Annotated in this window: 11 protein-coding genes, 2 tRNA genes and 1 pseudogene; 3 read left to right on the plus strand and 11 right to left on the minus strand. The window is 68.4% G+C overall.

From position 1 onward, the window contains the following. Nucleotides 1-625: pseudogene (locus EEJ31_RS13925) on the plus strand (hypothetical protein); the annotation flags it as partial. A 70-nt stretch (nucleotides 626-695) separates the two neighbouring features. Here EEJ31_RS13925 and EEJ31_RS12985 read toward each other — a convergent pair. Further along, nucleotides 696-2,087 (minus strand): DUF222 domain-containing protein, encoded by a 1,392-nt coding sequence (locus EEJ31_RS12985; RefSeq protein ID WP_123046717.1) that lies wholly within the window; start codon nucleotides 2,085-2,087, stop codon nucleotides 696-698. A 134-nt stretch (nucleotides 2,088-2,221) separates the two neighbouring features. On the opposite strand from EEJ31_RS12985, the gene EEJ31_RS12990 reads away from it, so the two are divergent. Further along, nucleotides 2,222-2,638 carry an ester cyclase gene (locus EEJ31_RS12990; RefSeq protein ID WP_123046718.1) on the plus strand — a complete coding sequence of 139 codons (417 nt, stop codon included), beginning with the start codon at nucleotides 2,222-2,224 and terminating at the stop codon, nucleotides 2,636-2,638. Between the two features lie 53 nt (nucleotides 2,639-2,691). Here the strand turns inward: EEJ31_RS12990 and EEJ31_RS14185 are convergent, their stop codons facing one another. From EEJ31_RS14185 to EEJ31_RS13010, 4 genes are all read right to left on the minus strand, one after another. Further along, the gene (locus tag EEJ31_RS14185; protein ID WP_233563896.1) at nucleotides 2,692-3,429 is read right to left on the minus strand and encodes a cupin domain-containing protein; all 738 of its coding nucleotides are present in this window, start codon (nucleotides 3,427-3,429) and stop codon (nucleotides 2,692-2,694) included. Beyond that, a complete protein-coding gene (locus EEJ31_RS13000; RefSeq protein ID WP_123046719.1) occupies nucleotides 3,426-4,454 on the minus strand; it encodes a tellurite resistance/C4-dicarboxylate transporter family protein in 1,029 nt (342 codons plus the stop codon). Before EEJ31_RS13000 ends, EEJ31_RS14185 begins: the two co-directional genes overlap by 4 nt. A gap of 28 nt (nucleotides 4,455-4,482) precedes the next feature. Then, a complete protein-coding gene (locus tag EEJ31_RS13005; protein WP_123046720.1) occupies nucleotides 4,483-5,250 on the minus strand; it encodes a glucose 1-dehydrogenase in 768 nt (255 codons plus the stop codon). 126 nt (nucleotides 5,251-5,376) lie between these two features. Further along, entirely contained in the window at nucleotides 5,377-6,306 is a 930-nt protein-coding gene (locus EEJ31_RS13010) for a 5'-3' exonuclease (protein ID WP_123046721.1), read from the minus strand. 287 nt (nucleotides 6,307-6,593) lie between these two features. On the opposite strand from EEJ31_RS13010, the gene EEJ31_RS13015 reads away from it, so the two are divergent. Further along, the gene (locus EEJ31_RS13015) at nucleotides 6,594-8,051 is read left to right on the plus strand and encodes an FAD-dependent monooxygenase (protein WP_199727356.1); all 1,458 of its coding nucleotides are present in this window, start codon (nucleotides 6,594-6,596) and stop codon (nucleotides 8,049-8,051) included. An 89-nt stretch (nucleotides 8,052-8,140) separates the two neighbouring features. Here the strand turns inward: EEJ31_RS13015 and EEJ31_RS14030 are convergent, their stop codons facing one another. The 6 genes from EEJ31_RS14030 to EEJ31_RS13050 form a co-directional block, all read right to left on the minus strand. Then, a complete protein-coding gene (locus EEJ31_RS14030; RefSeq protein ID WP_199727357.1) occupies nucleotides 8,141-10,402 on the minus strand; it encodes an IPT/TIG domain-containing protein in 2,262 nt (753 codons plus the stop codon). 141 nt (nucleotides 10,403-10,543) lie between these two features. Continuing rightward, a complete protein-coding gene (locus EEJ31_RS13030) occupies nucleotides 10,544-12,016 on the minus strand; it encodes a glyceraldehyde-3-phosphate dehydrogenase (RefSeq protein ID WP_123046723.1) in 1,473 nt (490 codons plus the stop codon). A 97-nt stretch (nucleotides 12,017-12,113) separates the two neighbouring features. Next, entirely contained in the window at nucleotides 12,114-12,686 is a 573-nt protein-coding gene (locus tag EEJ31_RS13035; RefSeq protein WP_123046748.1) for a GNAT family N-acetyltransferase, read from the minus strand. A 32-nt stretch (nucleotides 12,687-12,718) separates the two neighbouring features. After that, nucleotides 12,719-12,809: transfer RNA gene (locus EEJ31_RS13040), tRNA-Ser, on the minus strand. Between the two features lie 87 nt (nucleotides 12,810-12,896). Beyond that, the gene (locus tag EEJ31_RS13045) at nucleotides 12,897-14,189 is read right to left on the minus strand and encodes an LCP family protein (RefSeq protein ID WP_233563897.1); all 1,293 of its coding nucleotides are present in this window, start codon (nucleotides 14,187-14,189) and stop codon (nucleotides 12,897-12,899) included. A 37-nt stretch (nucleotides 14,190-14,226) separates the two neighbouring features. Then, nucleotides 14,227-14,314: transfer RNA gene (locus EEJ31_RS13050), tRNA-Ser, on the minus strand. Between the last annotated feature and the right edge of the window lie 30 nt (nucleotides 14,315-14,344).

Consider the following 14,344-nt stretch of genomic DNA (forward strand, 5'->3'; position numbering starts at 1 on the left):
CCCGGTAAGCGTCGAGGGCAACGCCATCAGCCTTCTGGGCGACACGTCGACGACACGTTCCTCGGACGCGGCGCCGGCCACGGCGGCCGACGACACGACAACCGTCGACGTTGACTCATCACTCACGCAGAGCGCGCTTCCGTTCGCTCGGTCACTTCGTATCTTCGCCGCGCCGCTGGGCACCGAATCGGTTGTCAGTGTGAACGGTGAGACCGCGACGACAGTCGACGACGGCACAGTCGATGGCACAGTCGATGGCACGGCCGTCGCGGTGGGAGTGAACGGCGAGGTGACCACAGGAGCAGAAGGCACCACAGTGGGCGCCGCCGGTGACATCGCAACCGGCATCGAGTCGAATGGCACTGCCGACGGCGACTCTGCCGTAGCGGCGTCTGGAGGCGCGGTCCTGACCGTCGATGGCACCCCGGCGGTGCCGTCGCTCACGGTGACGAACGCGAGCTGGATCGAGCCGGCCGCCCAGGGCAGCCAGGTTGGCCTCATGCCAGCCGGCTGGCTCGCGAGCACGGGCGTGACGGTGTCGCCACTGATCGCGCTTGTTGCCCTGTTCCCGCTCCTGGGACTCGCGCTGCTGATGGCAGCACGACGCAAGGTATCGCGAATCTAGTCTCGCTCAGGCGACATCGGGCGGGCGCTTCCCCTGGGAGTGCCCGCCCGCACCCATGCTGTAATGCTTCTCAGAACGGCGGCGGTGCGTCCGGGTCCACCGGCTGTGCCGGTGCCGTCGCGGACGTCGGCAGGTCCACTGCGGGATGGGTGATGTGTTTTCGCCCGGTCGGCGACGTCCACTCGAGCACTCCATGCTCGCCCTGCGTCACAGTCCATGTGGTCAGGTGTTTCATGCGATGGCAGAAGTCGCACAAGCATGCGAGATTGACGGCATCCGTTGCCCCGCCCTTGGCCCAATCCTCAGTGTGGTCGATATCGCTACGGAATGCGCTGTGATCGCACCACGGGGAGCGGCAGTCGGCATCGCGCTTCTGCAACCAGAGGCGCAGGTCTTTCGGCACCTTGTACCGCGTCTTTCCCATCGAGAGTATGACGCCCGTCTCAGTATGAGTGAGCAGTCGGATGAACGACGGCGCGTGCGCAGCGAGGTCGCGGGCCGTCTCCGGGTCGATCGGACCGTACCCGTCGAGAACGGCCGGCTCGTCGCTCTTGCCCAGCAGCGTCATGACCGGGACCGTGACGAAGACGGTCGGACGGATGCCCCACACGCTCTTCTTCCTCTTCCCGCCTTCTGCCGCCTTCGGGTCGTCTTCCGCGGCTTCGTCTGGCTTGCCGTCGATCAGGAGCACCGTGGCGACATCCGCCCGCAGCTGCTCCAAGGTGCGGGATTCACGCGCCCCCTGCAGACTGCGGGCGATACGGTCCACCCGGTCGAAGGCAGCGGACGCCCGCGCGGCAGGGGCCAAGAGGTGCAGCCAGGCCATCCCGTCGGCATCCGCCTCGAACCCGAATCGCCGCTTGGCGGTGGCCTCCCGGGTGCGCTGCACGATCGATTCGGGGTGCATCCTCTCCCGCGCCCGCACAGCACGGCGTCGGAAGTGCGGCACGGAGAACTCGGCAGCGTCGTCCAGCACCGCCTCCTCGTACTCGGCCCAGGCTTCCCTCGGCAGGGTCTGCGCCTGGTCGATGATCACCTGAGCGTGGCGGTAACTGATGCGGGCGGACTCCACCGCCTCCAACGTCGCGGGGAGATGGCGCACCAGCGCCTCGCTCTCGGCGATGAGGCGCTCGGCCGCGGAAAGCGAAAGGTGCAGCCGGGTGGCGATCTCCGTCGCGAACGCGCGGAGCACCCACGCCTCTCGCTCGCGCGGAGTCAGCGGGGCGTCACGCCGGACGAAGTCGTCGGACACGACGGCCCACGACCTGGCGTGCTCCACGGACCGGGCGAGGCGTGCAGCCTGCATCGCCATCACCGCATCGTCTTGCGACACGTCGTCGAGGAACAGGTCGAGACGGTCCGCATACCCTTCGGGCAGCGCCTCGACGAACGGTTCATCGGCGTTCGTCGGCCCCCACGAGTCGAACGCCGGGACCTCCGGCGGATCATCAATGATTGTCATGGCCGTAGTCAACCAGCAACCACTGACATTTCCTCAGTCGCGTGCAGCTGGGACTTCGCAGACAGTTCACCCCGTCTGAAAGCGGCCGGGGCATCGGCGCCTACGTTGGGGATGAACCCAACGAAAGGAACGTGATGACCCAGGAAAACAACATCGCCGCCCAGCAGAAGTTCGGGGAGGCCATCAACACCCGCAATTTCGACCTCTTCGACGACGTTGTCGCGCCCGCATCCGTCGACCACGACCCGGCGCCCGGGCAGGCTCCCGGGCCCCAGGGCTACAAGGACCTCTTCACGCAGATGACCACGGCATTCCCCGATCTGCACATCGAAGTCGAGCGGCTCGTCGCCAACGACACCGACGTCGCCATCGCCTACACGATGACGGGAACCCAACGGGGCCCCTTCCTCGGCAATGACGCGACCGGAAAGTCGGTCTCGGTGCGCGGAGTGCAGATCAGCCGCTTCGACAACGGGCTCGTGGTGGAGCGCTGGGGCAGCAGCGACCAGCTCGGCATTTTGCAGCAGCTCGGCCTCGCCCCAACGGCGTGATCACCCGGGCGGCGTCGGCCTCGACGCCGCCCGCTTGGGCCGAACCCCTCAGGCTAGAAGCCGGTGAGCACGTTCCGCACATGCTCCACTGCGGGCGGCGACGCGAAGTGCTCCCCGACGAGCGCACGCCACGCCTGGAACTGCTCGGATCCGCGGAAATCGATCAGGTGGTTCTCGACCGTCTCCCACCCGACAATGAGTCGGTAACGCTGCGGGAACTCCTCAGACCTCTCCAACGCGAACGTGCGGGCTCCCGTGGCCTGCTGGAAGAGCGGGATCGCCTCCGCGACGGCCGCCTCGAACGCGTCTTCGTGCCCCGGCTTGATCTCCAGTTGCGCGATTTCACGCACGACCCGCACCTCGTCGCCCGCGCCCGCGTGCTCGCTGTCGATGCGGCCGTGCTCGCCCGTGGACACCATGGTGCGTGTGGAGTCGAGGGAGCCGTACGTCCAGAAGATCGCCATCGGCTCCGCGTCGGAGGCATTCGCGAAGTGGTGTGGGATATTGGCCGGCACGAAGGTCGTGTCGAACGTGGACAGCGCCGTTTCGACCCCATTGATGTCGACGACGGCATTGCCTCGGATGACAATGACCGACTCGGCGACATTGTGGGTGTGATGGCCGATCGCAGCCCCCGGTTCGAACTGGGTGATGCCGTTGAGGTAGCTCGTTGCGCCCCGCGCCGCAGTGACCAGCGGCGTGGTCTTCGCCCCCGCCCCACGATCCTTCGACGGCAGTTCCGACGGCCGGAAGACCTGCGGAGCGTAGCTGGAGCGGGAGGCGTTCGTCATGACACCATTCTGCCCGGCGCCCCGTGACGCAGCCGACCCACGCCCGCGGCCACCATGGCGACCGCCGCCGCCAGCCAGGCGACGCCCGCGACCCCCGCGTCGATCTCGCCGATCGTCACCAGCAACGGCAGGTGGGCGGCGAGGCCGAAATGCGTGCTCGCCACCGAGTACATGCCGAGCGGGAAGACGATGCTCCAGAGCCCGGCCTCGTACCGCATGCGCACCTTGTGCACGACGTGCCGCCAGAGTCCGAAGATCACGAGAAGCGGCACCCACCACACCCCGAACGCCCAGAGCAGGTAGGTGAGGCCCGAGACAACGGATGCCGTGGCTCGCACGACGGGGATGTCCGCCGGCAGCACGACGATGGTGGAGCCCGCCAGTACCGTGATCGCGGTGGCGCCCATGTAGATCCAGTACGACGGGTTGAAGTTGTCGGGCCGGCTCGGCACGGTCAGGAGCCGGAGGGTGACCAGCGTCGCGAGCATGAGGTACAGCAGCACGCCGATGCCCCACAGCGCCACCGCGGGAGCCGCGAGCTCCTCGTTGCCGGGATCGGCGGCGAAGACTGCGGTGACCGTGGCGAGGGACTGCGTGCCGACCACCCAGAGGAACCAGCTGCCGTCGATGTCGGACGCCACCGGGTCGGTGCGGGGGCGGAGCATGAGGTTGGCGGGCACGCCGTAGCTGCAGAGCAGCCAGAGCGGAACGCTGAGCACCGCCAGGGCGATGGTGATGCCGGGGGCGTCGGGCGAGTACACGCGGAGTCCCACGACGTTCAGGGCCGCGACGATGGTGAAGAACCCGAAAGCGCGCCCGGGATTGCGGGCCTCCTCCATGACATCCGCTCGCCTGAGCACAACCCTGGCCACGGTCAGCGCACCGAGGACGACCAACGCGATGACCGAGATGACCAGCAGCACGGTCGAGGGGACGGTCCATCCGACGACGGCGAGCGCGGTCGAGACGATCCCGCTGGCCATGACGAACGCGAAGGACCCGGCGGGGAGGCGGCGGATCACCATGCCCTGCCGCCCCTCCTGTCTGCGCCGGTTAGAGGCCGACGCTTCCCTGCATGATGCCGCCGTCGACGAAGACCGTGGTCGACGTGACGTAGCCGCCCTTGCCGGAGGCGAGGAACACTACTACGTTAGCGATCTCCTCGGGCTGGGCCACGTAACCCACCGGGATGGACTCGTTCAGCGCCTTCTTCTTCTCGGGGTCGCCGAGGGTGGAATCGTTGATGGGGGTCGCGACGGCTCCCGGCCCGACGTTCAGAACCCTGATGCCCTTGGGGCCGAGCTCCACGCCAGCGGTGCGCGCCAGCATCCGCATGCCGCCCTTGGACACGCAGTACGGCGTGTTGCCGGGCATCGGCCAGTCCTCGTGCACCGAGGAGATGTTCAGCACCACTCCCCCATCGCCCTGCTTGATGAATTGCTTGGCGGCGAGCTGGGTGCCGAAGAACGCGCTCTTCATGTTGATGTCCATGACCTTGTCGTAGTCGTCCTCGGTGGTGTCGAGCACCGAGGTGCGGGTCTCGATGCCGGCGTTGTTCACGAGCACGTCGAGGCGGCCGAATTCGTCGACGGCCTTGTCGATCATGACCTGGAGGTCGGCGACCTTGCTGACGTCTGCCTTGACGCTCACCGCGTGACCGCCGTCGGAGGTGATCTTGTCGACGATGTGCTGCGCCTCGTCGGGGTGGACCACGTAGTCGATGACGACGTTCGCGCCCTCCTTCGCGGCGGCGTACACGATGGCCTCGCCGATGCCGCTGTTGCCTCCGGTGACGATCACGGTTTTTCCGTCAAGCAGCATTGCATCCTCCTCGTTTCTGGCGGCCCGCAGGGCCCGTACCCGGCCCAACATACTCGGCTATTCGGGCGGCTTACAGTGCGCGGCGGAGGCTTCGGAGGGACCCCACAGCGGATGCTTCGGGTGCGTTCAGCCGGCCGCCTGGTCCAGCGCTTCCATGACGCGCTTCGCCGAGCCGCCGAGCCCCCACTGCTCCGTGAGCCGCTCCATGGCGGCGCGTTGTTCGGCCGCGAGCGGGCGGATGCGCGCGTCGAACGGCAGGAAACCGAGGTCGGGAACGACCTCGACGACCTTCGGCGCGACCGCGAGGTAGGCATCCGCTGCCTTGATCTTGAGCCGGAGCGACGCCGACATCGGGATGCTGCTGTCGCCCGCCGCCGCGACAATGCCGGCGAGGTCGCCGTATTCGCGCAGCAGGTTGGCCGCCGTCTTCTCGCCGACGCCCGCCACACCGGGCAGGCCATCGGATGCGTCGCCGCGCATCACCGCGAAATCAGCGTATTGGCCGGGGTCGATGCCGTACTTCGACCGCACGACCTCGTCGGTGACGAGTTCCAGCTTGCTCATGCCGCGCGCGGTGTAGATGACGCGTGCGCCGCGGGCGTCGTCGACGAGCTGGAACAGGTCGCGGTCGCCGGTGACGATGTCCACGGGCACGTCGGCCTGGCGGGCCAGGGAGCCGACCACGTCATCCGCTTCGTGGTCGGGGGCGCCGAGGATGCAGATGCCCAGGGCGTGGAGGGTCTCCCGGATCACGGGGATCTGGGCGTCGAGGAGGTCCGGCGTCTCCTCGACGTCGGTGCCCGCGGTCGTGGCGGCCACCCGGTGTGCTTTGTAGCTCGGGATGAGGTCGACCCGCCACTGCGGCCGCCAGTCGTCGTCCCAGCAGGCGACGAGATGCGTGGGGCGAAACTCCGTGACGAGCCTGGCGATGATGTCGAGGAAGCCCCGCACGGCGTTGACGGGTGTGCCGTTCGGCGCGCGGACCGTGTCGGGGACACCGTAGAACGCGCGGAAGTACAGCGATGCGGCGTCGAGGAGCATGAGGCGCTCGGTCATGTCCCGATCATGCCATGCCCAGAGGCCGTGCCAACGTCCCGATGTCGCGACCACAGGAAGGATGCCCGCAAAAGATCGAGTCCGTCCTGCTTTCGGTGACATCGACCCGATGCGTCCTGCATTCGCGACAGGGGCGCTCACCTGCACCTGCACCTGCACCTGCACCTGCACCTGCACCTGCACCTGCACCTGCACCTGCATTTTCAGGATAACGGGGCGAGGGTGCCTTGCCGCAAGCCCCCTCGCAGGGCCTACGCTGTCCCGTCGGGTGAACGAAGGGGACGGCTATGGCTGATGTGATCGTTGTGGGCGGCGGCCCGACCGGGATGATGCTGGCGGGCGAACTGGCGTTGGCGGGCGTCGACGTGGTGGTGGTGGAGCGGCGGGCGACCTCCGAGCTGGTCGGCTCCCGCGCGGGCGGCTTCCACTCGCGCACGATCGAGATCCTCGACCAGCGCGGGATCGCCGACCGGTTTCTCGAAGAAGGGCAGATCGCGCAGACAGCGAGGTTCGGCACGGCCGTGCTGGACATCAGCGACTTTCCGACCCGGCATCCGTATGGGCTGGCCCTGTGGCAGAACCGCATCGAGCCGATCGTCGCGGGCTGGATCGAACAGCTCGGGGTGCGGGTCGAGCACGGTCGCGAGGTGACCGGCCTCGTCCAGGACGATGGCGGCGTCGAGGTCCTGTTCCGTGACGGCGAGAGCATGCGCGCAGTCTACGTCGTCGGAGCGGATGGCGGTCGAAGCTTGGTGCGGAAGGCAGCCGGCATCGAGTTCCCGGGGTGGGATGCGACGCGCAGCAACCTCATCGCGGAGGTCGAGGTGGCCGCGGAGCCGCCAGCGGGCTTCGTCCAGAACGAGACAGGCATCCATGCACTCCATCTGATGGAGGACGGCCACACCTATCGGGTCGTCACGACGGAACCGCAGATCGGGCCGGCCACCGAACCCACCCTCGCCGATCTCAGCGCGGCGCTCATCGCCGTCTACGGCACCGACTTCGGGGTGCGCAACCCCACGTCGATCTCGCGGTTCAGCGACGCCACCCGGCAGGCCGCGACGTACCGGAGCGAGCGCGTCCTCCTCGCGGGCGACGCCGCGCACATCCACTACCCCGCCGGTGGCCAGGGAATCGGGCTGGGCATCCAGGACGCCGTGAACCTCGGGTGGAAGCTCGCCCAGGTGGTCACCGGCGTCGCACCGGAGGCGCTGCTGGACAGCTACCACGCGGAACGGCACCCGGCCGCGGCCCGCGCGCTCCAGCTCTCCATGGCGCAGACGGTCCTGCAGCGCGCGGATCCCCGCACGACGGCGCTGACCGGAATCATCGACGACGTCATGACCACTGACGCAGCGAAAAGGCAGGTCGCCGCGCTCATTCACGGCCTGGACATCGCCTACGACCTGGGCGACGGGCATCCGCTTCTTGGTCGACGGATGCCGGACCTGGACCTTGACACCCCAGCCGGGCCGACGCGGGTCTACGCGCTCCTGCACGAGGCCAGGCCGCTGCTGCTCCGCTTCGCCGGTTCGGGGCCCATCGACATCTCGCGCTGGGCCGACCGGGTGCGCGCCGTCGACGTGCGGTACGCCGGCGCGTGGGAGCTGCCGGTCCTCGGGGACATCGACACTCCGACGGCTGTGCTCATCCGGCCCGACGGCCACGTGGCGTGGGTCGATCCGGGCAGCAGCGAGGCACTCAGCGACGCTCTCACGCGCTGGTTCGGGCAGCCGCGGGCATAGTCAACCAGCGGATGCGCGTGAGGCATCCGCTTCACCAAACGGAAACGTCCCGCCGCACGTTCGGTGCGGCGGGACGTCTCAGGATGCTGTTACCGGGCGTCTCGTCGACGGCGGGCGACGAGCGCGAGGGCAGCGGTGATCAAGCCGGCCAGGAGCAGGCCCCCAGCGAGGGAGAGCGGCGTGCCGATGTCGGCGCCCGTGTGTGCGAGCTGGTCGTGCGTCGGCACTGTCGGGGGGACCGCGGTCGCCGGCGCCTCAAAGGTGAACTGGTCGGCGGCACTCGTGGTGCTGACACCGCCCGCCGTGGTGACCGTCACGTGGACCGTTCCGGTTGACGAGGTCGGTGCCACCGCTGTGATCGAGGTGTCCGAGTTCACCGTGTAGGAGCGCGCGGGAGTACCGCCGAAGTCGACGGCCAATGCCCCGGTAAAGCCCGTCCCCGTGATCGTGACGGACGCGCCGCCGATTCCCGCCCCGCTCGTCGGGGAGACGGCGGTGACCGTCGGCGCCGCCACATAGGAGAAGTGGACATCGGGCGACGTGGCGCTCGTGCCTCCCGGCGTGGTCACCGTGACGGTGAAGTCGCCCGCAGAGCTCGCGTCGGTGATGGCCGTAATGGTCGTCGGGGAGACGACCGTGAAGCTCTTCACCGGCGTGCTGCCGATCATGACCGCGGTCGCCCCGGTGAGGTCGGTTCCCGTGATGGTGAGGTCGGTGCCACCGTTTGTCGGTCCGCTGACGCGGCTGAGGTCGGTGATCGTCGGCACGGCCGCCATGACGTCGACGGAGTAGTTCGCGCTGATCGTGTTGCCGTACTGGTCGGTCGCCTCGATGGTGAACGTGAAGCTGCCGTCAGCGGTCGGCGTGCCCGTCAGGGCGCCGGATGCCGCGTCCAACGTGATGCCATCAGGAAGGGACCCGCTCGTGATCGCGTAGGTGTACGGGGAGGTGCCCCCGCCGGCGCTGAGCTGACTGGAGAAGGCGACGCCCACCTGCGCGCTCGGGAGCGCGCCCGGAGACAGCGTCATCGTCGGATAGGGGACGACGGTCAGCTCGTCCGCGGCGCCCGTAACGCTCGTGGCGTTCGGTGTGACGACGGTGGTGTCCACGATTCCGGAAGGGAGGTTCGACGGCACCGTGGCCGTGATGGTCGTGTCGGACGTCACGGTGAACGCCGTTGCGGGCGTTGCGCCGAAGTAGACATCCGTCGCGCCGGTGAAGTGCGTGCCGGTGATTGTGACGGTCGGCGCACTTCCCTGCGGGATCGAGGCCGGATTCACGCCGGCCACCGTGGGAGCAGGCTCATAGGTGAAAGCGCCGACGGCGGGAAGCGTGACGCCGCCCGCGGTGGTCACGTCAACCCGCTGCGCGCCGGCTGGCAGCGGAGACTGCGACGGGACGGTCACCTCAAGCTGGGTGTCGCTCGACGACGTCACCGTCGCCGCGACTCCCGCGATCGTCACCGTCGCGCCGGTCAGGCCGCTGCCGTCGATCGTCAGCGCGTCCCCGGTCAAACCGGTTGCCGGTGAGATGGAGGTGAGCCGTGAGGGGTAATAGATCGTGACGAAGCCGTTGCCGCCGTGGTTGTTCACCGCGCCGGTGAGGGCGCCCGCGAAGAACGATCCGCCGCCGCCACCGCCGCCGGCGTTGCTGCCGTTGAAGTAACCGCCGCCACCACCGCTGTAGCCACCGCCGCCGCCGCCGGAGTAGGACCCCGCGCCGCCACCGCCACCGAAACCGCCTGATCCGGCACCAGCAGCGCCGCTGGCGACGGATCGGCCGCCGGCGCCGCCCCCTCCGTTGCTCAGAAGCCCGCCACCGCCGCTGGCCGTGGATCCCTGGCCCCCGCTGCCGCCGGTTCCACCCGCGCCGCCGCCACCGCCGCCTACCGTGCCGGAGGTGCCGGTGCTCGCCGCGTATGCTCCGTTGTTCGACGCCGCGCCACCGCCACCGCCGGCCGCGGCGAGGATGCCGTTCTGATCCGCCGTGGTGTAGATGAAGGACCCGCCGCCGCCACCGGCGCCCGACTGGTACTGCACACCGTTGCCGCCCAGGCCGCCGACGACGATGTTGAGTGTGTCACCGGGCGTGACGGAGAGCGTGCCGGTGAGCTCCGCGCCGCCGCCGCCACCGCCGTAGGACGCGCCGCCCTGGGCGCCGGCCAGGTCCACATAGATCTCCGTGATGCCGTTCGGGACGGTCCAGGTTTGGATGATTCCGTTGGCGGAGAAGGTCTGGGAGGTGTCTGTCGTCGCCGCGAAGGCGGGGGCGGCGGCCACGAGCGCGGCCGCGACCGCGAAGGTGCTGGCCGCCACACCGGCGGCGAGGGCGCGCGAACGGAATGAATGCATGGGGTGACGGAATGCTTTCTGCTGAGAAGCCAGGTTGATTGACGCTCGCTAATTAGATCAGCATTTCGATGCCGCACAGAGTCGAGCGGGGCCCCCCAAACAGGGCAGGGCCCGAATGCGCTGGGACGCCCCGCGGCGACTCTAGAGGGCTGCCACGGAGTGGGTGAGCTGCGCCCGCGTCGGGATAACGACCGGGTGCGTTCCGGTCATCCGCTCGAGAACACGGACGACCTGGCTGGAATACCCGAACTCGTTGTCGTACCAGACGTAGAGGATGAGGTTCACGTCGTCGGCGATGGTGGCCAGGCCGTCGACGATCCCGGCGCGGTGTGAGCCCACGAAATCCGTCGACACGACCTCCGGCGACTCGACGTAGTCGATCTGCTGCCGCAACTCGGAGTGGAGCGAGACCTGCCGCAGGTAGTCGTTCACCTCGACCTTCGTCACGGGACGCGTGAGGGTGAGATTGAGGATCGCCAGTGAGACGTCGGGGGTGGGAACACGGATGCTGGAGCCGGTGAGCTTGCCGGCGAGGGCGGGCAGCGCCTTGGCGACGGCCTTCGCGGCACCGGTCTCGGTGATGACCATGTTGAGCACGGCCGATCGGCCGCGGCGGTCGCCCTTATGGAAGTTGTCGGTGAGGTTCTGGTCGTTGGTGAAGGAGTGGACCGTCTCGACGTGCCCGCGCGCGACGCCGAACGCTTCATCGATGGCCTTCAGCACGGGCGTGATCGCATTCGTCGTGCACGACGCGGCGGAGAGAATGCGGTCGTCCGGGGTGATCGTGTCGTCGTTGATGCCGTGCACGATGTTCTTCAGCGGACTCTTGCCCGGCGCGGTCAGCAGAACGCGGGCCACGCCCGTGCTCAGCAGATGACGCGACAGCCCCTCTTCGTCGCGCCACCGTCCGGTGTTGTCGACCACGAGTGCATCGTGGATCCCGTAGGCGGTGTAGTCGATGCCGGCCGGATCGTCGGAGTAGATCACCTGGATGCGCGTTCCGTTGGCGATGAGCACGTCATTCGCCGCGTCGACGGTGACCGAACCGGCGAACGGGCCGTGCACGGAGTCACGCGCCAGCAGGCTCGCGCGCTTGGCAAGGTCGTTCTCGGAGCCCCGGCGCACAACGATCGCCCGAAGGCGAAGCCCGTATCCGTTGCCGGCCTGTCCGATGAGGATGCGGGCGAGGAGCCGCCCGATTCGCCCGAAGCCGTAAAGCACGACATCGGTGCTCCCCGCTGTTGATGCCGGCATCGTCGGCTCACTCAGGATCCGGCGGATGTGCTCGCGCACGTCCACCGCCTCGCCGGCCTCGGCGAGTGACAGCGCGAGCCGGGCGATGTCGACTGATGCCGGCGCCGGCTGGATCTCGGCCAGCGCGCGGAGCACGACTTCGCTCTGGCGCAGGGTCAGTTCGGCGTGCCCGAGCTCCCGCGCCCGGTCGTGAACGGCGATGACGCCGGTGGCTGACAGGTTGATCAGCCGGTGACCGTGCACCGACGTGACGACGCCGTGATCACGGTAGAGGCGACCGATGAGAGGTATCAGGCTCTCGGCGAGTTCTTCCCGCTGCACCCATGCGTCACGGTGAGCAGCGAATTCCGACGCAGCCATCAATCTCCTTCGATCCGGGCGGGTCTGCCGCCCCAAGGATACCGGGAGCGCGTGCGCCGCTTGGCGATCGTGGCTTAATGCGTCGTCGCCCGACCACCTACCGCCCGGTTGTTCCCACGGACGTCGACGCGGTCTGCCACTCGGCGGCCAGCAGGGACCACACCTGCTTGTCGTGGAACACGTCGCCGACCGGCCACGCCTCTCGGAGCACGCCCTCGAGCGTCATGCCCAGACGGCGGGCCACGGCGGAGCTCCGATCGTTATCGGCACGGCACCGCCACTCCGCCCTGTGCATGCCGCGCTCGTCGAACGCGTGCGCGAGCAGTTCGCGCACGGCGCTCGTGATGTGGCCGTTCCCCTCGGCGTCCGGCTGGAGCCAGCATCCGACCGCGAACGCCCGCGTGGCCTCCGAGAAGTCGACGAACATGACGCCGCCGACAAGATCGTCACCGTCCCAGATTCCGTAGATGCCCGCACCGGTCCGGGCCGCACGGTCGGCGTAGCGGTCGAGCGTGGCACGGGCACCCGCCACATCAGTGGTCACGAAGGACGGCCCCACCCAGGGGCGGATGTGCTCGCGGGCACGGTCGAGATGCGCCGCGAACTCCTCAGCCCGCCAGGGCTCCAGAGGCCGCAGCGTGCCACCGGAGGCCAAAGTCTTAGAAAACATGAGCACACGCTACACGGCTGGACTCTTCACGGCGGAGACGGTGGGATTTGAACCCACGGTGCCCTGTAAAGGGCACTCCACCTTAGCAGGGTGGTGCACTAGGCCGAACTATGCGACGTCTCCCGGGCGCTCGACAAGCAAACGCACGACAGCCATCATAACCGCACCCGGGCCATCCGTTCGACCACCCCTAGCGGGCAGGCCCAAACGCTACTGGTCTTCGACGGGCCGGCCGGCCGAGCAGGTGTGCTCACCGGCGGTCTGCCCGTACACGTCGGAAGGCAGGGCCTCAGGCGCGGGGGTGGCGTCGCCCGTTGAAGGGTCGGCCGACGGGTCGGCCGTGGCCCCGCCATCCGCTGTCGCGCCGCCGGCGTCGGTGCTGTCGCCAGCGGATGCCTCGCTCGGGTCAGGCACGGAGAGGAATGCGGCGTCACCCGGGTCGAGGACCGGCACGATGTCGTTCTTGATGTCGTCCATGAGCGCCTGGGCCGATTCCTCGGACGGGGCCACACCGCCATCGACGGCGCCCGTGGGGTACTGCACGAACACGACCTTGTCGAGGGGGATGTCCTTCAGCGCCATCGCGATCGCGGCCATGGTGTCGATGCTGTTCAGGCTGTTGGAGAGCTGCATGTTCTTCGCGGCGGCCTTGGCGATCGAGTAGACCTTGAGCGGGTCACTGAGCGTCTGCGAGCTCTTGAGCGTGCGCACGAGCGACGACAGGAACACCTGCTGGTTGCTGATGCGACCCAAGTCGCTGCCGTCACCGACACCGTGCCGGGTGCGGAGGAACTGCAATGCCTCCTTGCCCTGGAGCACCTGCTCACCGGCAGGGAGGTCGAGGTCGGTGTGGTCGTCGTGGATCGGCTCGGCGATGCAGACGGGCACACCGCCGACAGCCTGAGACATGGCGGCGACACCGTTGAACTGCACCAGCGCGGCGTAGGGGATGGCGAGGCCCGTGAGCTGCTCCACGGTCTTGACGGTGCAGGCAAGGCCGCCGTAGCTGAGCGTGGTGTTGATCTTCTGGTAGCTCATCGCGCTGAACGTGCCGCCCGAAGGATCGGGGCACTCGGGGATCGAGACAAACATGTCGCGGGGGAAGCTGACGACCGTGGCACTGCTGTGGTCCTCGGCGATGTGCATGAGCATGGTGACGTCGTTCAGCACGCTCGTTTCCACGTCGGGGTCGCCGTAGGCGTCGCCCTGGCCCTGGCGGCTGTCGCTGCCGACCAGCAGCAGGTTCACACCGCCGGGGATCGCGCCGATCTTGGGCGCGGGGCCATCCGTTTCGTTCTCAAGCGTGACGCCGGGCTTCACAGTGGTGGCGACGTCGTAGGTCGCGATCGCCGCAACGGAGACCGTGCTGACCATGACGACGGCGACGGCTGCGGCAGCGACCTTCGCCAGGGCGGTGAAGGGGTTGGACTTGCGAAGTCGGCCGTGACGGGCGAAGGTGGGCGTTTTACGGGCTCGCGTACGCGTGCGGACCTGATCGCTCACTCGGCTCCCTCCCTGTCGACTCGCTGCATGGTTGCTGTGGCGGAGGGCGTGGGATTCGAACCCACGAGACATCTCTGCCCACCAGTTTTCAAGACTGGCTCCATCGGCCGCTCGGACAGCCCTCCCCGTTCGCGAACGAACAGGGCCTGATTCTA

It is taken from the genome of Cryobacterium tepidiphilum (assembly GCF_003716325.1).
GTDB lineage: Bacteria > Actinomycetota > Actinomycetes > Actinomycetales > Microbacteriaceae > Cryobacterium > Cryobacterium tepidiphilum.

Bases quoted from the DNA above. Each gene is read 5' to 3' on its own strand.
- EEJ31_RS12985 (WP_123046717.1), bottom strand. From the start codon at position 2,087: ATGACAATCATTGATGATCCGCCGGAGGTCCCGGCGTTCGACTCGTGG.
- EEJ31_RS12990 (WP_123046718.1), top strand. From the start codon at position 2,222: ATGACCCAGGAAAACAACATCGCCGCCCAGCAGAAGTTCGGGGAGGCC.
- EEJ31_RS14185 (WP_233563896.1), bottom strand. From the start codon at position 3,429: ATGACGAACGCCTCCCGCTCCAGCTACGCTCCGCAGGTCTTCCGGCCG.
- EEJ31_RS13000 (WP_123046719.1), bottom strand. From the start codon at position 4,454: ATGGTGATCCGCCGCCTCCCCGCCGGGTCCTTCGCGTTCGTCATGGCC.
- EEJ31_RS13005 (WP_123046720.1), bottom strand. From the start codon at position 5,250: ATGCTGCTTGACGGAAAAACCGTGATCGTCACCGGAGGCAACAGCGGC.
- EEJ31_RS13010 (WP_123046721.1), bottom strand. From the start codon at position 6,306: ATGACCGAGCGCCTCATGCTCCTCGACGCCGCATCGCTGTACTTCCGC.
- EEJ31_RS13015 (WP_199727356.1), top strand. From the start codon at position 6,594: ATGGCTGATGTGATCGTTGTGGGCGGCGGCCCGACCGGGATGATGCTG.
- EEJ31_RS14030 (WP_199727357.1), bottom strand. From the start codon at position 10,402: ATGCATTCATTCCGTTCGCGCGCCCTCGCCGCCGGTGTGGCGGCCAGC.
- EEJ31_RS13030 (WP_123046723.1), bottom strand. From the start codon at position 12,016: ATGGCTGCGTCGGAATTCGCTGCTCACCGTGACGCATGGGTGCAGCGG.
- EEJ31_RS13035 (WP_123046748.1), bottom strand. From the start codon at position 12,686: ATGTTTTCTAAGACTTTGGCCTCCGGTGGCACGCTGCGGCCTCTGGAG.